At 60.9% G+C, this 20909-nt stretch carries 18 protein-coding genes; 12 read left to right on the forward strand and 6 right to left on the reverse strand.

All coding sequences use genetic code 11. The features are described 5' to 3' along the window. Window positions 1-37 precede the first annotated feature (37 nt). Window positions 38-1537, forward strand: coding sequence for an AMP nucleosidase (amn, locus tag KVQ82_RS04805; protein WP_196302448.1), 1500 nt, complete (start codon window positions 38-40; stop codon window positions 1535-1537). Window positions 1538-1609: 72 nt separating this feature from the next. Continuing rightward, window positions 1610-2245: a pseudouridine synthase gene (locus KVQ82_RS04810; RefSeq protein ID WP_041065061.1), complete on the forward strand. Its 636-nt coding sequence runs from the start codon at window positions 1610-1612 to the stop codon at window positions 2243-2245. Here the strand turns inward: KVQ82_RS04810 and KVQ82_RS04815 are convergent. Together KVQ82_RS04815 and KVQ82_RS04820 are read right to left on the reverse strand one after the other, a co-directional pair. Further along, window positions 2240-2449: a DUF2788 domain-containing protein gene (locus tag KVQ82_RS04815; RefSeq protein ID WP_003228500.1), complete on the reverse strand. Its 210-nt coding sequence runs from the start codon at window positions 2447-2449 to the stop codon at window positions 2240-2242. The two genes, KVQ82_RS04810 and KVQ82_RS04815, sit on opposite strands and share 6 nt — an antisense overlap. A 222-nt stretch (window positions 2450-2671) precedes the next feature. Then, entirely contained in the window at window positions 2672-3151 is a 480-nt protein-coding gene (locus KVQ82_RS04820; protein ID WP_007909658.1) for an Lrp/AsnC family transcriptional regulator, read from the reverse strand. A gap of 454 nt (window positions 3152-3605) precedes the next feature. Here KVQ82_RS04820 and KVQ82_RS04825 point away from each other — a divergent pair, with 454 nt between their 5' ends. After that, window positions 3606-4652: a DUF6515 family protein gene (locus KVQ82_RS04825; protein WP_222018222.1), complete on the forward strand. Its 1047-nt coding sequence runs from the start codon at window positions 3606-3608 to the stop codon at window positions 4650-4652. On the opposite strand, the gene KVQ82_RS04830 is transcribed toward KVQ82_RS04825, so the two are convergent. Then, entirely contained in the window at window positions 4646-5554 is a 909-nt protein-coding gene (locus tag KVQ82_RS04830) for a cation diffusion facilitator family transporter (protein ID WP_222018224.1), read from the reverse strand. The two genes, KVQ82_RS04825 and KVQ82_RS04830, sit on opposite strands and share 7 nt — an antisense overlap. A 22-nt stretch (window positions 5555-5576) precedes the next feature. Continuing rightward, window positions 5577-5996, reverse strand: coding sequence for a hypothetical protein (locus KVQ82_RS04835; RefSeq protein ID WP_025108718.1), 420 nt, complete (start codon window positions 5994-5996; stop codon window positions 5577-5579). 111 nt (window positions 5997-6107) lie between these two features. Between KVQ82_RS04835 and hrpB the strand changes: the two genes are divergently transcribed. Beyond that, window positions 6108-8624, forward strand: a complete 2517-nt coding sequence (hrpB, locus tag KVQ82_RS04840) for an ATP-dependent helicase HrpB (protein ID WP_222018226.1) — start codon at window positions 6108-6110, stop codon at window positions 8622-8624. Between the two features lie 18 nt (window positions 8625-8642). Here the strand turns inward: hrpB and KVQ82_RS04845 are convergent, their stop codons facing one another. After that, window positions 8643-10052 carry an amino acid permease gene (locus KVQ82_RS04845; protein WP_041065082.1) on the reverse strand — a complete coding sequence of 470 codons (1410 nt, stop codon included), beginning with the start codon at window positions 10050-10052 and terminating at the stop codon, window positions 8643-8645. 321 nt (window positions 10053-10373) lie between these two features. Between KVQ82_RS04845 and KVQ82_RS04850 the strand changes: the two genes are divergently transcribed. The 8 genes from KVQ82_RS04850 (at window position 10374) to KVQ82_RS04885 (ending at window position 19760) form a co-directional block, all read left to right on the forward strand. Beyond that, entirely contained in the window at window positions 10374-11393 is a 1020-nt protein-coding gene (locus KVQ82_RS04850) for a TauD/TfdA family dioxygenase (RefSeq protein ID WP_260688037.1), read from the forward strand. Window positions 11394-11397: 4 nt separating this feature from the next. Next, on the forward strand, window positions 11398-12981 hold the full coding sequence (locus tag KVQ82_RS04855) for a phenylalanine aminomutase (D-beta-phenylalanine forming) (RefSeq protein WP_041065084.1): 1584 nt from the start codon (window positions 11398-11400) through the stop codon (window positions 12979-12981). Then, entirely contained in the window at window positions 12978-14039 is a 1062-nt protein-coding gene (locus KVQ82_RS04860) for a histidinol-phosphate transaminase (RefSeq protein ID WP_222018229.1), read from the forward strand. The genes KVQ82_RS04855 and KVQ82_RS04860 overlap by 4 nt, the downstream gene beginning before the upstream one ends. Before the next feature lie 21 nt (window positions 14040-14060). Beyond that, window positions 14061-14858 (forward strand): alanyl-tRNA editing protein, encoded by a 798-nt coding sequence (locus KVQ82_RS04865; RefSeq protein ID WP_260688038.1) that lies wholly within the window; start codon window positions 14061-14063, stop codon window positions 14856-14858. A 25-nt stretch (window positions 14859-14883) separates the two neighbouring features. Beyond that, window positions 14884-15783 carry a hypothetical protein gene (locus KVQ82_RS04870; protein WP_260688039.1) on the forward strand — a complete coding sequence of 300 codons (900 nt, stop codon included), beginning with the start codon at window positions 14884-14886 and terminating at the stop codon, window positions 15781-15783. A 139-nt stretch (window positions 15784-15922) separates the two neighbouring features. Then, window positions 15923-17305 (forward strand): FAD-binding oxidoreductase, encoded by a 1383-nt coding sequence (locus KVQ82_RS04875; RefSeq protein WP_047296761.1) that lies wholly within the window; start codon window positions 15923-15925, stop codon window positions 17303-17305. 38 nt (window positions 17306-17343) lie between these two features. Next, complete coding sequence (locus KVQ82_RS04880; protein WP_222018233.1) at window positions 17344-18579, forward strand: acetyl-CoA carboxylase biotin carboxylase subunit family protein; 1236 nt, start codon at window positions 17344-17346, stop codon at window positions 18577-18579. After that, complete coding sequence (locus KVQ82_RS04885) at window positions 18576-19760, forward strand: MFS transporter (RefSeq protein ID WP_086792909.1); 1185 nt, start codon at window positions 18576-18578, stop codon at window positions 19758-19760. Before KVQ82_RS04880 ends, KVQ82_RS04885 begins: the two co-directional genes overlap by 4 nt. Here KVQ82_RS04885 and KVQ82_RS04890 read toward each other — a convergent pair. Continuing rightward, window positions 19743-20687, reverse strand: a complete 945-nt coding sequence (locus KVQ82_RS04890; RefSeq protein ID WP_108183885.1) for a LysR family transcriptional regulator — start codon at window positions 20685-20687, stop codon at window positions 19743-19745. The genes KVQ82_RS04885 and KVQ82_RS04890 overlap by 18 nt on opposite strands. Window positions 20688-20909: the final 222 nt, after the last annotated feature.

The following is a 20909-nucleotide window of genomic DNA, read 5'->3' on the forward strand; positions in this document are numbered from 1 at the left end:
CATGCCACTGTTCCCGTGAGACCACGATGCAGGCAAGATGAAGCTCTGCAAGTCAGAACACAGGAAGCTGATCGTGACCGAAGCGTTTATTGTCGTTCAAACCGCCGAGCAAGCCGTGGATCGTCTGGCCGAGCTGCATGAGCGGGCCACCACTGCGCTGAACTCGGCGCTCAAGCGTTACCTCAAGGATCGCGTCGAGCCCGACGCCGAACAGCGCGCTCTGTTTCGTTATCCCGAACTGCGTCTGACCTACCTGTGTCAGGGCGAAGTCCCGCAGACCACCCGCGCCTATGCCAAGGTGCAACTGCCGGGCACTTACAGCGTCACCGTCACCCACCCCAAGGCGTTCCGCAAATACCTGCTGGAACAACTGGTGCCGTTGATGCACGACTTCACTGTGACCGTGGAAGTCGGCGTCAGCCAGCAGAACATTCCGTACCCGTACGTGGTCGAGCAGGGCGATGAGCTGGCCGGCTCCGGCGTCACCGCTGCGGTGCTGGCGCGAGTGTTCCCGAGTACCGACCTGTCCGCCGCCACCGATGGCATCGCCGACGGTCTCTACGACTGGGAAAACACCGATCCGCTGCCACTGGCGCTGTTCGACGCCGCGCGGGTCGACTTCTCGCTGCGTCGTCTGGTGCACTACACCGGCAGCGACTGGCGCCATGTGCAGCCGTGGATACTGCTGACCAACTACCATCGCTACGTCGACCAGTTCATCGTCCATGGCCTGGAACAACTGCGCAAAGACCCGCGTTTCGTGCGTATGGTCCTGCCGGGCAATGTGATCATCGAGAAGGGCATGGATCACGGCGAAGCCTCGGCGATTGCTGCTGGCGTGGTCTGGCACCGCTACCAGATGCCGGCCTATCACCTGATCGCCAACGACGGCCATGGCGTGACCCTGGTCAACATCGGCGTCGGCCCGTCCAACGCCAAGAACATCACCGACCACCTGGCGGTGCTGCGTCCGCATTGCTGGCTGATGATTGGCCACTGCGGCGGCCTGCGCCAGTCGCAGACCATCGGCGACTACGTGCTGGCGCACGCCTACATGCGTCGCGACGGGATTCTCGACCGTGTGGTGCCGCCGAATATTCCGATCCCGGCGCTGGCCGAAGTGCAACTGGCGCTGCAACAAGCTGCGGCCAATATCACCGGCGAGAAGGGCGAGGAGCTGAAAAAGCGTCTGCGCACCGGCACCGTGCTGACCTACGATGACCGTAACTGGGAATTGCGCTGGGCCCAGGAACGTCCGTTGATCAACCTGTCCCGCGCCGTGGCGGTGGACATGGAAAGCGGCACCATCGCCGCCCAGGGTTATCGCCTGCGAGTGCCTTACGGCACGTTGCTGTGCGTTTCGGACAAACCGCTGCACAGTGAAATCAAGCTGCCGGGTTCGGCCAACGCGTTCTACGAGCGTGCGGTCAGTCAGCACTTGAAGATCGGCATCGCGGCGGTGGATCTGCTGCGCACCGAACTCAACTCGCTGCACTCGCGCAAACTGCGCAGCTTCGACGAGCCGCCGTTCCGTTAACGGTTAGTCGTGGTCATTTGGCGGTCGGGGCACTAGCATTAGCAGCCCTGACCGTCAGATGTTCTTTTCGCCATGTCCCGTCCCCCGCGTCCTCCTTCCCGCCGCCCTGGCGCGAAGCCTTCCCCCTCAGCGCCACGTCGTGTCGCCAAGGCGCCGCCGGCCGAGCCGAAGCTGATCCTGTTCAACAAACCGTTCGATGTGCTGACGCAGTTCAGTGACGAAGGCGGGCGGGCGACGCTCAAGGATTTCATCGATGTGCCGGGCATTTATCCGGCCGGACGTCTGGATCGCGACAGCGAAGGTTTGCTGCTGCTGACCAATGACGGTCAGTTGCAGGCTCGGATCGCCGACCCGAAACACAAGTTGCCGAAGACGTACTGGGTGCAGGTCGAAGGCGAGCCGACGGCTGAACAACTGCAGCGTCTGCGCGACGGGGTCGAGCTGAACGACGGCATGACCCTGCCCGCCGAGGCGCGGCAACTGGATGAGCCTGAACTGTGGCCACGCAATCCGCCGGTACGCTTTCGCAAAAGCGTGCCGACCCGTTGGCTGGAGTTGGTGATTCGTGAAGGACGCAACCGTCAGGTGCGACGGATGACTGCCGCGGTGGGGCTGCCGACGTTGCGGCTGGTGCGGGTGCGGATTGGCGACTGGACGCTTGAAGGGCTCGATCAGGGCCAGTGGAAGGAAGTGCCGGCGCGGTTATAGAGCGCCGGATTCGATCAGGCCGATCACCACACTCTTGATGATGAACGCGGCCACGCCCAGACCCAGCACGAAGAACAGAATGAACGAGCCGAAGCGCCCGGCCTTGGACTTCTTCGCCAGATCCCAGACGATGAAACCCATGAAAATGATCAGGATGCTGACCAGGCCAGTCATCATCCACTCTTCGAATACTGCAGGATCCATCGGGCATCTCCGGCGCGCACAGGGCTGAAAGGGCTGGGCGATTATACGCCTGGGGTGGCTGGGGACGCATTGACCTGTGTCGGTGTGCCGCACCTTTACCACACGCCCCCCTGTAGGAGCTGCCGAAGGCTGCGATCTTTTGATCTTGATCTTGAAAAGCAAAATCAAAAGATCGTCCGATCGCGGCCCGAGCCTTCGGCAGCTCCTACAGGGGAGTGCAGGTTAGCTGCGCAGATGTGTCAGCGGCAACTCGGTGCTGTTGAGCACCTGATTCAGCACAAAGCTCGAACGCACGCTGGTCACCCCTTCAATCCGGGTCAGGTGTCCCAGCAGCAGCTTCTGATAGTGATCCATGTCCGGCACCACCACTTTCAACTGATAGTCGGCATCCACGCCCGTCACCAGGCTGCATTCCAGCACTTGCGGCAAGGTGCGGATCGCTGCTTCGAAGTTCTCGAAACGTTCCGGGGTGTGCCGGTCCATGCCAATCAGCACGTAGGCGGTCAGGCTCAGACCGAGCATCTTGCGATCGAGCAGGGCGACCTGGCGCGAGATGTAGCCGTCATCCTCCAGTTGTTTGACCCGGCGCGAGCAGGGCGAGGGCGACAGACCGATGCGCTCGGCCAGTTCCTGGTTGGAGATGCGGGCGTCGCGCTGCAATTCCGCCAAAATACTCAGGTCGTAACGGTCGAGTTTGCTCATGAATCAGTCCTTGGTTGTAACTATTGCGGCGGATTATCTATCCAGGGTTAAAAATTGCGCAAGCGGTGTTTATTTGAGCAATCTTCGCAATCATCTGTCGCGCGTTGCGGCCTATTCTTATCACCAGAATCACTGCTCGGTAACACAGTCCACTGCGGCCCGCCCAATCAGGCCCGCCGCGGCCGCCACCCCCACCGGGGATGTGCCGGCCCCCGAGCTGCACACTGTCCAGAAGACGGCGTGAGGTGAGCCGACGTCAAAAGCGTCGAGCCAGGACGAAGTTCTCTAAAGGGAGGCCGACGGGTCTCCCTTTTTCTTGTCTGCGATTTTTGTGCCTCGATGTACGGCTTCCCTCAATAAATAAGTTTCGTGACTGATAACCTGTCGCAGAACCCGGTGTGCGTATTCCCGGTCTTAGCTACAAGCCCTCTTAATACCCGCAGTGAGGAAAAGCATGAAGTCGCGCATCTGGCGTCTGGCCGGTGTTGGTTTGCTGTGTGTGAGCGTCGGAGCCCAAGCGTTGGCCGACGAGCCACAGAATCGTGGCCCCGAGAATAACGGGCACGGCGGTGAGCATCAGGGCAATCAGGGGCATGGCGGTGAGCGTCAGCCCCATGGGCAAAACAATCCGCCGCCGCAAAATCCGCCGCGGCCGCAGAACAGCGACATCATTCGCGGCGACAACAGCCGCCAATTCGAGCACAACGGCCAGCCGCACAATAACGGCCAATGGCAGAACCAGAACCGCGCACTCAATCAGCCTGCACCGGTTCATCAGGCGCCACCGCCACCGGCGAACAACCTGCCGATCCAGCCACGTCCCGACACCGTGCGCCAGACTCAGGAACCGCGTCAGGGCTACTACCGCGACGAGCGTCCGCAGAATGGTTACCACAACCAGCAATGGCAAACCGGCAACCGGCCCGATGACAATCGCTGGCCGGGTCGCCCGGACGGGCATGGCAACGGTTGGGGCCCTGGCCCGCAATACCGTCCGGGGCATGTGATCGACCGCTTCCCGGATCGTGAATATCGCGTGCCGTATCGCGGTCAGGATTACTTCTATTCCGGCGGCTACTGGTATCGCCCGCAAGGCCCGCGCTACATCGTCGTGCAGCCGCCACGCGGGATTCGTATTCAGTACCTGCCGGACTACGCCCGTGAAGTGTGGATCGGCGGTGCGCTGCTGTTCCTCGCTGCCGGTTCCTACTATGCGTATCAGGAAGCCACCCAGGATTACGTCGTAGTCGAACCCCCGGTGCAGCAACCGCCGCAACCGCAGCCACAATCCCAGGGCTATGACGTCGAGGCTTATCCGGCCAACGGGCAGTCGCCGGAACAGGTGCAGCAGGACGGTTATCAGTGCTACCAATACGCTGTGCAGCAGAGCGGTTTCGACCCGCGTACCGCGACCTATCAACCAGCGCCTGAAGTGGTGCAGGCCTACCGCCAGGCTCAGGGCAATTGCCTGAGCAGTCGCGGTTATCAGGTGTCTTACTGAAGCCGGGTCTGCGCCCGTTCAGCCCTGACCACTTCCTGCGGGTCGGCGTGCACCAGCACCTCGGCTCGCGGGTAGGCGGTGTGAATCGCGTCCGCCGCCTGATCGCTGATGCCGTGGGCCACTGACAACGTCAGCTCTCCCGGCAACTCCAGATGCAACTGCACGAACCAGTGATTGCCCGAAATCCGCGTGCGCAGATCATGTGCACCTAGCACGCCGGGTACGCCGCAGGCCAGTTCGAGCATGTGCTGACTGACATCGGTCGGCAGCTCCTCATCCATCAGCACCGAAAAACTTTCCCGGGCGATCTGGATCGCACTCCACAAAATGTACCCGGCAATCCCCAGACCGAACCAAGCATCGAGCTGATGAAAGCCCATGCCGGCGAGAACCAGCGCGATCAGAATGCTGCCGTTGAGCAGCATGTCCGAGCGGTAGTGCAGCGAGTCGGCGCGCACGGCGTTGGAGCCGGTCTGCTTGATCACCCGATGTTGCAGCGTCAGCAACGCCGCGGTCAGCAATAGCGAGAAAACGATCACACCGATACTCAGCCACGGTGCGCCCAACGGCTCCGGTTGCTTGATGCGCTCATACGCCTGAAACGCAATCAGCACCGCACTGCCACCGATGAACAGCGCCTGCGCCATGCCCGCCAGCGATTCAGCCTTGCCGTGGCCGTAACGGTGATCGTCATCTGCCGGGCGCAGTGCGTAATGCACCGCCAGCAGATTGAGCAGCGAAGTGACGCCATCCAGCGCCGAGTCGGTGAGGCCGGCGAGCATGCTCACCGATCCGCTGAGCCACCAGGCGATGGCTTTGGCGATGATCAGCGTGCAGGCCACCGCCACCGAGGCGCGGGTTGCCAGCCGCAGCAGGCGGGCGTGTTCGGGGCTGGTGGTCATGAGTGCAGAAATTCCTTATGGATCAGGCGGCGGGTTGCAGGCCGAACATGGCCAGTTGCTGGGTGCTGCCCTTGTGCTGGATCAGGCGTGGATCGTCCAGCGGCAGGTTGCGGCCCAGTTCAGTTTCGAGAATAGCCTGCAACTTGAGGTTATCGACCTGGCCGTCCGGGCCGATCGCTTGTTTGAGTTTCGCCGGATCGACCTGCGCCGTGTGGCCCGGTTCGAAATAGATCGCGCCCGTGGTGAAGTCGACCGCGAAAGCGATCAGCCCGGGAATGACGTAGAACAGCAGGCCGACGGCGTCGAGTACGGCAATCGCCGGGTCGATCTTGCCGTCGATCTGACCGCGACGATCCGGATAGAAAATCGAACCGCAGGCCGTGAGTTGAGTGAGCAGGGTGGCGACCAGTACACCGCCGATCAGGCGAGAAGGTAAGCGCATGTGATGGATCTCCTGAGTCATCTAAAAACGAAGCAGCGTTGTGTGGAATTAAGACCCTGACAAACGCCTGGCAGTTCGCCGTTATACTCGCGCCTCTGTTTGGGAGCCAGCATGATTTCTTTGCCGATCGATGAAGTTTTACCCGCCCTGCGTGAAGCCTTGGCGACACGCCACGAAGCCGTGCTCGAAGCACCGCCCGGCGCCGGTAAAACCACCCGCGTGCCTTTGGCCTTGCTCAATGAAGTCTGGCTGGCCGGGCAGACCATTCTGATGCTCGAACCACGCCGTCTCGCCGCGCGTGCAGCCGCAGAACGTCTGGCCAGCGAACTGGGTGAGAAGGTGGGCGAAACCGTCGGCTATCGCATCCGTCTCGACAGCAAGGTCGGCCCCGACACCCGCATCGAAGTGGTCACCGAAGGTATTCTCACCCGGCGTCTGCAGGATGATCCGGCGCTGGAAGGCGTCGGTCTGCTAATCTTCGACGAATTTCACGAACGCAGCCTTGATGCCGATCTGGCTTTGGCTCTGAGTTTGAACGGTCGTGAACTGTTCCGCGCTGAACAGCCGCTGAAGATTCTGCTGATGTCCGCCACGCTGGAAGGCGAGCGTCTGGCCGGGTTGCTGGATGACGCGCCGATCCTGCGCAGCGAAGGGCGCATGTACCCGGTGACGATGCGCTGGGGGCGGCCGTTCCAGCCTGGCGAATACATCGACCAGCGCGTGACCCAGACCGTCCTCGAAGCCCTGCACGATGAAACCGGCAGCCTGCTGGTGTTCCTTCCGGGGCAGGCGGAAATCCGTCGTGTGCATCAGCAACTGAGCGATGCCATCGGTGAGCGTAAAGATGTCTTGCTCTGCCCGCTGCACGGCGAACTGGACCTCAACGCCCAGCGCGCCGCCATCGACCCGGCGCCGGCCGGCCAACGCAAAGTGGTGCTGGCGACCAACATTGCCGAAACCAGTCTGACCATCAACGGCGTGCGGGTGGTGATCGACGCCGGGCTGGCGCGGGTGCCGCGTTTCGACCCGGGCAGCGGCATGACCCGGCTCGATACGCAGCGTATTTCCAGGGCCAGCGCCACCCAGCGTGCGGGCCGGGCCGGACGTCTGGAACCGGGCGTGTGTTATCGCCTGTGGTCGCAGGATCAGCACGAGCAACTCGCCGCTTACGGCAGTGCGGAAATTCTGTCGGCGGATCTGGCGGGTCTGGCGCTGCAACTCGGACGCTGGGGCGTCACGCCGGGCGAACTGGTCTGGCTCGATATTCCGCCGGCAGCAGCCTATGCACAGGCGCAGGATCTGTTGCAGCGCCTGGGCGCACTTGAAGGCGAGGCGCTGACCGCCCACGGTCAGGCCATGGCTGAATTGCCGGCACATCCGCGCATCGCTCATCTGTTGCTGCGCGGCCAGGCACTGGGGCTGGCGCACATGGCCTGTGACGTCGCGGCACTGCTCGGCGAACGCGATATTTTGCGCGGCGCCGGGGCGGATCTGCACAGCCGCCTGGTGCTGCTCTCTGGCGAGGAGCGCGCATCGCGTGGTGCTCAGGGCGGCGTGCAACGTGCGCGGCAACTGGCGCGGCAGTATCGCGGTTACCTGCGCGGCAAGGCCAGCGAGCCCGTCAGCGATCCCGATCATCCGCGCTGGCTTGGCGCATTGCTGGCGCTGGCCTATCCGGATCGCGTCGCCCAACAGCGGCGTGCCGGTGGCGCCGAATATCGGCTGGCCAATGGTCGCGCTGCGCTGTTCGCCGAAGCCGACAGCCTGATGAAGGAAGCGTGGATTGTGATCGCCGACCTCGGCAGTCGTCAGGGGCAGCGCGAGGAGCGGATTTACCTGGCGGCGGATTTCGATCCGACGCTGTTCGACTCGGTGCTCGCCGAGCAAGTGCGCGCCGTCGATCAACTGGACTGGGACGAGCGCGAAGGCGTGCTGCGCGCCGAGCGTCAGCGCAAGGTTGGCGAACTGATCCTCAGCCGCGAACCGTTGACCGGGCTTGACGAAGCGGCGCGCAGTCAGGCGCTGGTCAATCTGGTACGGCGCAAAGGTCTGGAGTTGCTGCCGTGGACACCGGAATTGCGTCAGTGGCAGGCGCGAGTCGCGTTGTTGCGGCAATTGGATCTGGCGACACAGGCCGACAGCCAATGGCCGGATGTCAGCGACGGGACGTTGCTCAAAACCCTGGAGGCATGGCTGATGCCCTATCTGGGCAAAGTCTCGCGACTGAGTCATTTCGCCAATCTGGACCTGTCGAGCATCGTGCGCAGTCTGCTGCCGTGGCCATTGCCGCAGAAGCTTGATGAGCTGGCGCCGCATCACATCAGTGTGCCGTCGGGGTCATCGATTCGTCTGGACTACAGCGAGTCGCCGCCGATTCTCGCGGTGCGTTTGCAAGAGCTGTTCGGCCTCGCCGAGACGCCGCGAATCGCCGGCGGGCGGCAAGTGGTCAAGCTCCACCTATTGTCCCCGGCGCGGCGGCCGGTGCAGGTGACGCAGGATCTGGCCAACTTCTGGCGCAGCACCTATGCCGAGGTGAAAAAGGATCTGAAGGGGCGGTATCCGAAGCATTATTGGCCGGATGATCCGCTGGTGGCCGAGGCCACGGCGCGGATCAAACCGCGCAAGTGAGCCTTTGCCCGGGGTTGATCAGGCCTCGCCGTAGAGGCTTTGCGCAGCACGGCGGCGGTGCTTGATGTTGTGGCAGACCCACACCAGCGTGATCCACAGCGGAATCGCGTAGACCGCCATCCGGTTGACGGGGTCCATCAGCATGACCGCCATGATGAACACCATGAAGGCCAGACAGACATAGTTACCGTAGGGGTACCACAGCGCCTTGAACCGTGGTGTCTGCCGGGTCTCGTTCAGGTGCCGGCGAAATTTGCCGTGGGCCAGGCTGATCATCGCCCAGTTGATCAGCAGCGTCGCCACCACCAGCGATAGCAGTATTTCGAGGGCCTGCTGCGGGATCACGTAGTTCAGCACCACCGCCATCAAAGTCACTGCAGCCGTTGCGAGGATCGAGCGCACAGGAACCCCGCGCGAGTCGATCTTGACCAGGCTTTGTGGCGCGTCACCCTGCCGGGCCAGACCGAGCAGGATCCGGCTGTTGCAGTAGGTGCCGCTGTTATAGACCGACAACGCCGCGGTAAGGACCACGAAGTTGAGAATGTGCGCGGCGGTATTGCTGTCGAGCATTGACCACACACGTACGAAGGGGCTGCCGCTGTAGGTATCGCCAGAGGCATTGAGTGACGTTAGCAGGCTGTCCCACGGCATCAATGACAACAGCACAACGAGTACGCCGATGTAGAAAATCAGGATGCGGTAGATCACCTGATTGATTGCCTTGGGGATCACGCGACGAGGGTTTTGCGCTTCGGCGGCGGTAAAACCGAGCATCTCCAGCCCGCCAAAGGACAGCATGATGACCGCCATGGACATGGCCAGGCCGGCCATCCCGTGGGGGAAAAAGCCGCCGTGTTGCCACAGGTTGCTCAGCGATGCCTGCGGCCCTCCGTTACCGCTGACCAGCAGGTAGCTGCCCATGGCGATCATCCCGATCACCGCCAACACCTTGATGATGGCGAACCAGAATTCCGCCTCGCCGAACACTTTGACGTTGATCAGGTTGAGCGCATTGATCAGCACAAAAAACACCGCAGCCGATACCCAGATCGGTATCTCGGGCCACCAGTAATGCACGTATTTGCCGACGGCTGTCAGTTCGGACATGCCGACCAGGGTGTACAGCATCCAGCAGTTCCATCCCGACAGGAAACCGGCGAATGCGCCCCAATACTTGTGGGCGAAATGGCTGAAAGAGCCGGCAACCGGCTCTTCAACGATCATCTCGCCCAGTTGTCGCATGATCATGAAGGCGATGAAGCCGCAAATGGCGTAGCCGAGGATCATCGAGGGCCCGGCAGACTTGAGTGCGCCCGCCGAGCCCAGAAACAACCCCGTGCCGACGGCGCCTCCGAGTGCGATCAATTGGATGTGTCGATTTTTCAGGCTGCGTTGCAGTTGACCTGAGTGCGCATGGAGTCCGCTCATGAGAAAGGGTACTCGCAAGGTTGCTTGAGTGTTTGCAAGACACTTGCGCGGGGCGAGGCGGGCCGATGCAGTGACGCGACGGTGCCAACAGTGGGGGACAGGTAATTCTCCACAGTCATACGGATTCTGTTCCTTCAGATTATTTCTATTTTTATCAATCAGTTAGATCGAGTTTTCAGCTTGGTTACGCGCGATTTCGTGCGCGCCCCATGGAGAAATCTATTGGAAGAAACATATTTCTATCTGTTGAATTTGTAAATGGGGGATGGTATCTAATGCATCGCACAGGGACATGCCAACGATTCCAGGGACTGAGGAGTGATGACGGTGACGGGCTGCAATGCACTAGGGACATTCGATTTTGTGGTCGGCGCCGAGGCCGATCCGGCGGGCTATTTTTCAGTGGCGGCGCAGGACATTCGGGCACAGCTGCTGAGTGAAGGCGCGGTGCTCATTCGCGGTGCCACGCCGTGCAGGGATCCCGAGGTGTTTGAACGGGCCATCGGTGCGCTGGGTTTTCACACGCGCGATTACGTCGGCGGCAGCTCTCCACGCTCGACGATCCAGGGCAAGGTCATGGAGGCGACGCGCACCCCGCCCGACTGGTCGGTGATCCTTCATCAGGAAATGGCCTATGTACAACATCCGCCCGAAATCATCGCTTTCGTGTGTGTCGAGCCTGCGGAGCGCGGCGGTGAATCCGTGGTCGGGGACATGCGCAAACTGGAGCAGTTGATTGATCGCGCCACCCTGCAGCAACTGACCGATCGCGGGCTCAAGTTGCGCCGCACGCTGCCCGGCGAGGCGCGGGTGAATCTCAAGCCCGGGGTGAAAAAAAGCTGGCAGGAGACGTTCTCCACTTCCAGCACCGCCGAGGCAGAAGTGCTGTGCCGGACACGCGGTTGGGACTTCGAATGGAGTGGCGGCGACCTGATCCTCTGGCAGGACTGTATCGCCCCGATGCGCCGACACCCGCGCAAAGCGGCGGACATCTGGTGCAATCAGGCGCACTTCTGGGGCGCGGCCGCGATGATCGAATGGGCGCGTATCGACGGTCGTGAACAGGACGCCAGTGAATTGGCCGAGGCGCTGCGCAACACGCCGCAACTGTTGGAGGCCATGTGTTTCGGTGACGGCGAACCACTGCCGCAAGACCTGACTCTGGAGTTGTTCCACACCGTCAGACGTCTGGAACAGGATGTCGATCTGCGAGCGGGCGATATTTTGCTGCTCGACAATTTCCAGTATGCCCACGGCCGGCGCGCCTTTTCCGGCAACAGGACCATCAACGTGATCATCGCCGATTGGGCGGATGATCAGCCACATGCAGCTCAGGGATGAAAAGATGACGATTCAGGAAAGAAATTTCACGTCGGATAGCACGTTTGTACTGACCCCCGGCGTGGATGTCAGTCTCAAGGACTTGATCAGGTATTCCCGGCCCGGGGCAAAGGTGGTCGCTTCGCAAGCCACCCGGCAACGGGTTCAGGCATCGCGAGACGCCCTGGAAAATCTCGTTGCACAAGGCGCGGTGATTTATGGGGTGAACACCGGGATGGGTGGTTTCGTTGACCATCTGGTGCCCATCGACAAAGCCCACGAGCTTCAATCGAACCTGATTCAGGGCGTCTCGACCAACGTTGCCGAGCGGTTCCCGGACAGTGTGGCGCGAGCCACCATGTTTGCGCGGATCGTATCGCTGTCCCGTGGCAACTCGGCACTCTCGCTGGAGAATTTCGACCGCTATATCGCCATTTACAACGCCGGCCTGATCCCGGAAATCCCGAGCAAGGGCTCGTTGGGGACCAGTGGCGACCTGGGGCCGCTGGCGGCGGTTGCGCGGATGCTGACCGGGGACGGTCATGCCTACCTCGACGGTGCCCGGATTCCGGCGGCGCAGGCGCTCGAGCAATTGGGCCTGGCGCCGCTGCACCTGAGTTACAAGGAAGGGCTGGCGCTGATCAATGGCACCTCCTGCATGGTCGCGGTGGCGGCGATGAATGTGGTTGAGGCCCGGGAACTGCTCGAGCAATACACGTCGATCTCGGCCTTCTCGTTTGAAGCGCTGCAGGCTCGCGTGCGTCCTTTTCATCCGGATGTTCACCAGTTGAAACCGCACCTGGGCCAGCAAAAAATTGCCGAGGCCATCTGGGCCGATCTGCAAGGCTCGGAACTGGCGATTGACGATCTTGAACTCTCTTCGCAATTGAGCGCCCTGCGCACCGACCAGGTACGCCAGGAAGACATGCCCATCGAAGATGCCTATTCCATTCGCTGCACGCCGCAAATCCTCGGGCCAGTGCTGGAGACCATCGAATTTGTCGAGCGCGTGGTCGGCAACGAACTGAACTCGTCCAACGACAACCCGTTGATCACCCCTGAAAACGGCGAGGTTTTTCACAATGGCCATTTTCATGGGCAATACATCGCTTCGGCCATGGACTACCTGACGATCTCCATCATCACCCTGTGCAATCTTTCGGATCGGCGGATCGATCGCTTCCTGACCAAAGCCAACAGCAATGGCCTGCCGTCATTCCTGTGCGCGGAAAACGGTGGCCTGCGTTTCGGCCTCATGGGCGGGCAATTCATGTCGGCGTCGCTGACGGCGGAAAACCGTTCGCTGGCCACCCCCGTCTCGATCCAGACCCTGACCACCACTGGTGATTTCCAGGACGTGGTTTCCTTCGGCCTAGTCGCCGCGCGCCGGGTGACCGAAGTGCTGCAGAACACGCGTTACGTCCTCGCGTTTGAACTGATCTGTGCAGCCCAGGCCGCCGATATTCGTGGCAACGCCAGACTCGGGCCGAAGGGCCGCGCCTGGCATGCGCGGGTGCGTGAACACATTCCGTATCTGGATCGGGATGTGGCGTTGACCGCTTACCTGGAAGCGCTCGTTACCCAGGTACTGGGAGGGCACGGCCGATGAGTTCGTCGGGAAAGAGTGACCTGTTGGCAACAGCCATCACTGAGCCGGTCCGGCTGCATGCCAACGAAAATCCGCTGGGTGCATCGGGCCTGGCCCTGCAGCTGTGCGCCTCGATGCCGACGCTCCTCAGCGAATACCCCGAAGTCACTTACAAGTCTCTGCGCCTGGCAATCGGCGAGCGCTGGCGCGTTGATCCCGAGCGCGTCGTGGTGGGCGCCGGTTCGGACGAACTGATCGACATTGCGCTGCGTAGCCTGTTGAAGCCCGGCAGTCGCATCGTGACGCAACAGCACTGCTTCAAGATGTACAAAATCCGGGCCGCGTTGCTGGGGGCCGACTACAGCGAGATGACCCCGGATGCCAGCGGCGACTATGAGGCGGCATTGCAACTGGCTCTTGAGCAAAAGCCCGACGTCGTGGTGCTGGTCAATCCGTCCAATCCATTGGGCGACTATCTGTTGCCCTCGCAGCTGTTATCGCTGGTGGCGCTGATTCCACCCGGCACGACCGTCATCATCGACGAAGCGTACGCAGAGTTTGCGCCGGATCGGGAAAACACGGCTGGTATTCAGATCGTCAACAGCCGGGAAAACGCGATATGCCTGCGCACGTTTTCCAAGGCCTACGGTATTGCCGGCCTACGCCTTGGCTGGGCTTGCGCGAGCGGCGATCAGGTGCCTGCGCTGCAAGCGCGGCGTGCGCCGTACAACGTCAGTTCGTTTTCCGCCCTGGCAGGCGAATACGTCCTGCAGGACGGCGATCATCTGGACAACACGGCGGCGTATTGTCAGGCGTGGGGGCAGGAGCTCGTGAGCCTGTTCAAGTCTCACGGCATTGAAGCCAGAAGCCGCTACGTCAATTTTGTTTTCGTCGAATGCGTCACCGCGCCACGCTGCCAGGATTTGCATCAGCATCTGGAGAGGGAAGGTTTCCTGACGTCCCGGTTGACCGACTATGGTCTTGAGACGTGTCTGCGAATCTCCTTCGGCAACCAGGCGCAGATGACTCGGTTGCGCGCTGTACTGAAGCAAAAACTGCAAACCATGGAACTTGCCTGAGGCCAGCAGGGCAGGGAGCCTTTGGCGATTGCCCAGGGCTTCCAGGGCAAGATCAGTGAAACCTTGACTGAGGTAAAAATGAGCCAGACGCTGACGTTGTTTCACGCTGAACCCTACTTGAAGCAACTGGACTGCCGAGTTGATCGACTGGAGCGCGACGACGCCGGCCTGCCTTTCGCACTCCTCGGCGAAACCGTGTTCTACCCCCAGGGAGGCGGGCAACTGGGCGATCGGGGGGTATTGAACATTCCGCTCGCGGGGGAGGGTGAGGCACTGCGCACGCTGGAGATCGTCGCGACGAAAAAACGGGACGATCAGATCAGGCATTACCTGAGTATTGACGACGAAACGTTCGCTGAGCTGCAGACGCGGGTCAGCGACCAGCAGGCGACCGCCACGCTGGATTGGCCATTGCGATATCATCAGATGCGGGTTCATTCGGCGATGCATTTGATTCATTGCATGCTCGAGCGGACGCTCGGGCGAGCGATTGCGCATCCGGTTCGTTCGCCGTTGAGCGACGAGGGTGGCGAGAACCAATACGAGTTTGTCGGTGAGTTCGACGAAGACAGTCTGAGGCGCGCAACAGATGCCTTGAACGAGTTTTGCTCTGCAAGTCATGAGATTCGTACGGAAGCGGATACCCGCCAGGGACAGGGATTTCGTTGGTGGCAATGCGAAGACTGGTCAATCCCCTGTGGGGGCGTTCATGTGCGTAATACGCAAGAAATAGGCGTGGTGACTTCCAGTATGAAGATCAAGAAAAACACGACCAGAGTGCTTGTCACTCTGTCGGCAGAGGCGGAAGAGCTTGGATAGCAAACGTGCGTTTGGCGCATTTCTCATGCAGTTTCGAATCGACGCGGGGCATCTGAAGATCTCCACGTTTCTCGACGAGGTCAATATTCCGTTCTCGGCCAATTACTACCGCGACGTCGAGGCCGGAAGGAAATACTTGAGTATCGATGCTGCCGTCGAACTGCATGATCACCTTGGCATCGATTCGGCCAGCAAAGCCAGTTTTGATTATTTCTGGCACTACTTCAGGGATTTGTTGCCGGCGGACGTCCACGAAATGTTGTTCGGCAAAGGCGTCGAGGTGACCGATCTCTCTTCGCGCCTGGAACTGCGCGAACACGACTCCAGAATCTTGCGCCGGGCCCTGAGCCTGAGTCGCTACGAGCGTGAGTTCATTGTCACCGAAGAGGTGATCGCCGCGTTCGAGGCGCAGTTCGAACTGCTGCCATTGATGACGTATCTGTACATGGTCGACAGCGCCTCAGTGGCGGAGATTCAGCTGGTGTGCCAGCAGATCGGTCTGGCTTATGACCGGGACACTGAAGCGTTCCTGAACCTGGTGTCCAAGCCGCGCGCAACGCCGGATGACCCGTTTGTCCGGCATGCACCCACGTTGAGGATGCCCAGGACGGTGGATGCGTTGAAGTTGAAGGATCAGTTCCTGCGCCATGAAGTGGACCGGTCGCTGCTCAAGCCGGAGAAGAGCGAATACTTCGATGTTTCAGGCTCTTTCAAATACAGCTCGATGGTGACACTCAAGGACGCCGAAATAGAACAGATTCAGGACCGTCTGGTGGACCTGTTCTCGGTCATCGAAGTGCATAACAAGTCTGGTCGTCAGCTGGAGGATTCAGGCGCACAGCCTTATTTCTTCGGGCTGGTGGTTTCCGGGCGTCCGGAATACGACGGGCGCGCGGCCCGCGTCGGTGAAAAAGACGAGGAGTGAACAACTGCCGGGCGCTTCACCGCTTCTGTGTGGCATGGCCCGGCAAGAACCAACCGTTCACAGGAGTGCGCGGACAGTACAGAGAACGGGGCGCTGAAAAGTAACCCGGCCATCATCAGTCAGAACAGGGATGAGATGAATGAATGCTCCAGTCGTAGAAAAACTCCGTCAGTTGTTCGGCGAACGCTTGAGGCTCGAACAGGGAATCCGGCAACAGTTCTGCCAGGCGCCTCCCGGCATCGAGCTGAGTCCCCCCGATGCGGTAGTGACCGTTCGCAGCGAAGACGAAATCATTCAGGTCGTGAAGCTTTGCCGTGAGTACGGTGTGGCGCTGATCCCGTCGGGTGCGCGTTCGTCTCTCGAAGGGCAGATCAATGCGCCACAGGGTGGCGTCTGCGTCGACTGCTCGGAAATGAACGCGATTGTCGATGTGAACGTCACCGACATGACCGCCACGGTTCAGCCGGGCGTTACCCGCGAGCAACTCAACAGCCACTTGCGTGAGACCGGACTGTTCTTTTCCGTCGATCCTGGCGCCAACGCTTCCATGGGCGGAATGGCGGCGACCCGTGCATCGGGGACCAACTCGGTGCGCTACGGGACCATGGCCGGGAATGTCAAAGCCGCACGCTGGATCATGGCGGACGGCTCGGTCGCCGCCATTGGTTCCCGCGCGCCCAAATCGGCCATGGGTCTGGATCTGCTGGCGATTGCCATCGGTTCAGAGGGCACTCTGGGCATCTTCAGCGAACTGCAAGTGCGCCTGCATCCGGTGCCCGAGGCCATCGTTGCCGGTGTCTGTTCGTTCGACTCGGTGGATAACGCGGTACAGACGGTGGCCAGTGCCTTGGGCCAAGGACTCTCGATCGCCCGGATCGAGCTGCTGGATGCCACGGCGGTGCGTGCGTGCAATGCCTATTCTGCGGCACTGGGGCTGGTGGAAACGCCGCATCTGTTTCTGGAGTTCCACGGCGACCGGTCGACGGTCGCCAGCAGTGTCGAGCTGTTCAAGGATTGCGCCGGTGAGTACGGCGGGCAGGTCAGGATCTCCGAGCGCCTTGAAGAACGCACGGCCCTGTGGAAAGCCCGACATGACGCCTGGTGGGCCTTTCACGCTTTCTACAAAGGCCGCAAGGGGCTGGCCACCGATGTCTGTGTCCCGTTGTCCTGTCTGAGTGCCTGCATCAGCGCCACGGCCGCCGACATTGCTGCCTCCGGTCTTGATGCGCCGCTTATCGGCCATGTCGGTGACGGTAATTTTCACCTGCTGATCATGCTCGATGAAGGTGAAGACGAAAGTGCGGACATTCAGGCGTTCCTCAGCCGGCTGTCGAGTCGCGCGTTGTCGTTCGGCGGCACCGTCAGCGGCGAGCATGGGGTAGGGCAGGGAAAACTGAAGTGGATGTCGGCGCAACACGGCGCAGCGCTGCAGTTCATGAGGGCCATCAAATCGGCCCTGGATCCGGACAACCTGTTCAACCCCGGCAAGATGTATCAATCGTTACGGGTTGACGCTCGATAACTGTCGAATTTTTGTTTTTAAGGATGGATGTGAAAGGTATGGATCATATTTTGATAGTGGGCATCAACAAGGTCTCCATCAAGTACGTGTGCGAGGCGATCCGCGGTGCGGGCTTCGAACCGATACTGTCCGTTGATCCCTCGGGTTTTCATGGCGCGGCGAAAAACGTGTTCGAAGGGGTCACCTGCATTCCTGCCTTTACCGACAGAGTCGCGCTGTCCGCTTACCTGAACGCCCATCCCGCACTGGTTGGCGTGATTCGCAGCATCACGACATTCTTTGACGAGTTGTTCCCGGTCGTATCCGCGATTGCCGAAGAATTCGGCTTCAAGGCGCCGCCTGAGGTGTTTGCCCGGCTGTCCTCCAAGGGCTTCGTCGGCCGCTTGATCCCGGAACATGTGCCCGCCGAGACCTGTGTGTCGCTGAGCGATGGCGACGTGGTCATTCCCTGGCTGACACCCGGGCAACAAAACGATGTGGTGCTCAAACCCTCGGTCGGCTCTGGCGCGGTGGCCACCACCCTGCTCTCGATTGCACCGGACGCTGACCCTGGCGCAGTAATCCGCGCCGCCATCCTGAACAGCGGAATCGACGACCCGCAAGACACTGCCTGGATTGTCCAGGCGTATTGCACGGGTGATCTCGTTAGCCTGGAAGGCTTTGCCCAGGAGGGGCGGGTGGTCTTCCTCGGACTGTCCAGGCGCGACCGAGTGGGATTCACGGAAGTCGCCAACCAGTTCCCGGCCGACGCCCGCATGGCCTTGCCCGTGCGTGCGAAAATCGAGAAGGCGGTTCGCGATCTGATTGCCCGTTCAGGGTTCGACAATGGCTTCTTCCATTGCGAGTTCATTGCGAACGACGCCACGGCTTATCTGATCGATGCCAACATGGGGCGCCTGGGCGGCGCGAGCATCGTTGAACAGATTGCGCTGGCCTACGATCTGGCGCCAGCGACTGTCCTGCAACACGTGGCGCTGCTGCCACTGGGCTTGCTGGAGGCTGCGCTTGAATACCAGCCGGTCGAATCTTGCCGCCAGACCCTGAGCTACTGGTACTGCCTGGATCACGAAGCCGTCGTGCATGACTGGGAGATTCCGCCGATGGCTTCCATTCACACGCCCATTGCCAACGTCGGCAGCGTGATCCAGCCCATCGGTACGTCCGACTACGCCTGGGTCGGCATGCTCACCGGCTATGCCGATGTCGTTGCGCGCGAGATTGGCCAGGTACGTGTCCTGACCGATCGCGGCCCTAGAAGCCCGGTATTCAAATGATTTACTTCGTCCGGTTTCTTTCGTCCGCGGCCTGGAGCTGTTTCTATCCGTTCATGGCCATTTGGCTCAATGCGTCCGTGGGCCTCAGTACCAGTGCGGCGGGGGTCGTTGTCGGGTTCGCGATTGTCTCCAACCGCATCGGCGCATTGGCTTTTCAGGGCATGCTGGACAAGGTCGAGCGACGCCGGGAAATAGCCCTGGCCTTGTTCTGTGTGGCGGTGGCGGCGCTATTGATGCTGGTCACCGCCGCGATGGGCATTACCAACGTGTTGATCTGGGTCGTACTGGTTGTGGTGTTCGGTGTCTCCAATTCGATCGCCACGATCTCGCAGATTTCCTACATCGTGCAGTACTTTCGCGAGGGCGAGCACGAACGCGTGCTCTCTTACGAGAATGTTGCGGCGAACGCAGGGGCCGGGGTCGCGCCGTTCGTGGCGTCGTTGATTCTCGCCGGCACCGGTTACTGGTTTGTCGCCCTGCCGCTGTTGTTGGGCGTGCTGGCCACGGCTTCCACGCGGCTGATTCCGCAGGTCGCGCGTAGTGCAGGCGTGGCGTTTGCAGCGCGTGCTTCCACGCCGGGCGAAACCGAGGCATCGCCCAAGGTGGTGGCGTTCATGGCGATCAACTTTCTGACCATGATCGGCTATGCGCAGTTTTATTACGTGTTCCCTACCTATGCCACCGAGCGCTTTTCCAGTGAACTGGTCGGCGTGCTGTTTCTGGTGGCCAGCGGGATCATCATCTTCAGCCAGGTTTACGTGACCTCATTCGCGCAGCGAGTCTCGCGGTTGTGGCGGGTCATCGTTTCCAACCTGTTGATCGGCGCGGGCTGCCTGCTGTTGATCATTTCGTCACAGGCGCAGGCGATCCTGTTTGTCGTGGTGGTATTTATCGTGATCGGCGAGATGATCTGCGGCCCGCTGTACCAGGCTCAGGCCGTGAAGATCTGGCGCGGGCGCAGTTCCGTGGCGATGGCCGTGCAGACCTGTGTCTGGGGCGCTGCCGAAGCTACCGCCGCCGTGCTCGGCCTGCTGGCAGTGGCCAACGAGCTGAGCTTCATGTCGTTTCTGTTGGGGTTTGCTGCCTGCGTCATCGCCGCCGTGGGCGCCTGGGTATCGATTGCGCTCAAACGCCCGTTGATCGGCATCGATGTGGAACAGCGCTCAGTCCCGGTTTCCTGATGGCTCGGTGCGGCAGGCAGCGGTCTTGGCGGTCAACTGTTCGCGACAATAGTCGGCGAACAGCTGTGCCGGTTTGGTCAGTTGCCCGCGCTTGAGCCACGCGGCGACCAGACCTGAGCCGGTGACGTCTTCGACGATGTCCACGCACACCACTTTCTTGCCGTCATAGGTGCATTCCGAGTGGGGCCGGGTCACCAGGATCGAGAAACCGAAACCCTGCCCGACCATGCCCCTGACCATCTCGATCGACGGCGAGCTGAACTCGATGCGCGGGGTCAGGCCCAGTTCTTCGAACAGGCTGACGAAGTAGGTTCGGCTCGGCTGCACGTCGAGCAGAATCATCGGCTCCAGACACAGATCGCGCAGCGACACTTGCTTGTACTGGGCGAAACGGTGGTCGACCGGTAATAGCGCATACGGCCGTTGCGCCGGCATCAGCGGCTCGGTCTGGATGGTGGCATCGAGTTCGTGTTCATAGAGGATCACCAGGTCGAAACTGCCCGAGGTCAGGCCTTGCACCAGTTCCTGTTGCTCGCCGTCGCGAATACGGATTTTCACGCCCGGATACAGCGCAGAAAACCCGGCGATCAATTGCGGCAGGTACAGCGGCGCGACGGTTTCGAAGCAGCCGATGTCGATCTGCCCGGCGACGATGTCGTTGTCGGCGAGGGCGTTCTGCTCGAACTCCCGGGCCATGCGCAACAGCTCCTGCGCCTTGCGAAAGAACCGTGCACCGCTCGGCGTCAGGGATACGCCCTGAGCGTGATGGCGGATCAGCAGCTGCACCGCGAAGCTGTCTTCCAGACCTTTGATCGCCGTAGAGATCGCTGGTTGTGCGATGTACAGCTTGCGCGAGGCTTCGGCAACGCTGCCGCATTCGACGGTGGTGATGAAGTATTTCAACTGACGCAAATTGTAGGCGGCCACGGCAAACCTCAGGACGAGCGGACTCGACTTCCAAGCAATTTGTGCGCCGCCGCGTCCGCTGCGCGACGTTGTTTTTATCCTTGAACCTTAGTCATCCACAGCGGTTTTGGGGAAACCGATTGAGCAGTTTTTTCATTGCCTGCGAAGACATTTTTACTAATTTTCGCCCGTCCGGGCCTGCGCCACCATCGACTGCACAATAACGTCCAAGGAGCATTCGAC

The sequence above is a fragment of the Pseudomonas sp. AO-1 genome, from assembly GCF_019775695.1.
GTDB classification, from domain to species: domain Bacteria; phylum Pseudomonadota; class Gammaproteobacteria; order Pseudomonadales; family Pseudomonadaceae; genus Aquipseudomonas; species Aquipseudomonas parakoreensis.

Bases quoted from the DNA above. Each gene is read 5' to 3' on its own strand.
- KVQ82_RS04825 (WP_222018222.1), top strand. From the start codon at position 3,606: ATGAAGTCGCGCATCTGGCGTCTGGCCGGTGTTGGTTTGCTGTGTGTG.
- KVQ82_RS04880 (WP_222018233.1), top strand. From the start codon at position 17,344: ATGGATCATATTTTGATAGTGGGCATCAACAAGGTCTCCATCAAGTAC.
- KVQ82_RS04855 (WP_041065084.1), top strand. From the start codon at position 11,398: ATGACGATTCAGGAAAGAAATTTCACGTCGGATAGCACGTTTGTACTG.
- KVQ82_RS04860 (WP_222018229.1), top strand. From the start codon at position 12,978: ATGAGTTCGTCGGGAAAGAGTGACCTGTTGGCAACAGCCATCACTGAG.
- KVQ82_RS04820 (WP_007909658.1), bottom strand. From the start codon at position 3,151: ATGAGCAAACTCGACCGTTACGACCTGAGTATTTTGGCGGAATTGCAG.
- KVQ82_RS04875 (WP_047296761.1), top strand. From the start codon at position 15,923: ATGAATGCTCCAGTCGTAGAAAAACTCCGTCAGTTGTTCGGCGAACGC.
- KVQ82_RS04830 (WP_222018224.1), bottom strand. From the start codon at position 5,554: ATGACCACCAGCCCCGAACACGCCCGCCTGCTGCGGCTGGCAACCCGC.
- amn (WP_196302448.1), top strand. From the start codon at position 38: ATGAAGCTCTGCAAGTCAGAACACAGGAAGCTGATCGTGACCGAAGCG.
- KVQ82_RS04810 (WP_041065061.1), top strand. From the start codon at position 1,610: ATGTCCCGTCCCCCGCGTCCTCCTTCCCGCCGCCCTGGCGCGAAGCCT.
- KVQ82_RS04870 (WP_260688039.1), top strand. From the start codon at position 14,884: ATGCAGTTTCGAATCGACGCGGGGCATCTGAAGATCTCCACGTTTCTC.
- KVQ82_RS04845 (WP_041065082.1), bottom strand. From the start codon at position 10,052: ATGAGCGGACTCCATGCGCACTCAGGTCAACTGCAACGCAGCCTGAAA.
- KVQ82_RS04835 (WP_025108718.1), bottom strand. From the start codon at position 5,996: ATGCGCTTACCTTCTCGCCTGATCGGCGGTGTACTGGTCGCCACCCTG.
- KVQ82_RS04815 (WP_003228500.1), bottom strand. From the start codon at position 2,449: ATGGATCCTGCAGTATTCGAAGAGTGGATGATGACTGGCCTGGTCAGC.
- hrpB (WP_222018226.1), top strand. From the start codon at position 6,108: ATGATTTCTTTGCCGATCGATGAAGTTTTACCCGCCCTGCGTGAAGCC.
- KVQ82_RS04850 (WP_260688037.1), top strand. From the start codon at position 10,374: ATGACGGTGACGGGCTGCAATGCACTAGGGACATTCGATTTTGTGGTC.
- KVQ82_RS04885 (WP_086792909.1), top strand. From the start codon at position 18,576: ATGATTTACTTCGTCCGGTTTCTTTCGTCCGCGGCCTGGAGCTGTTTC.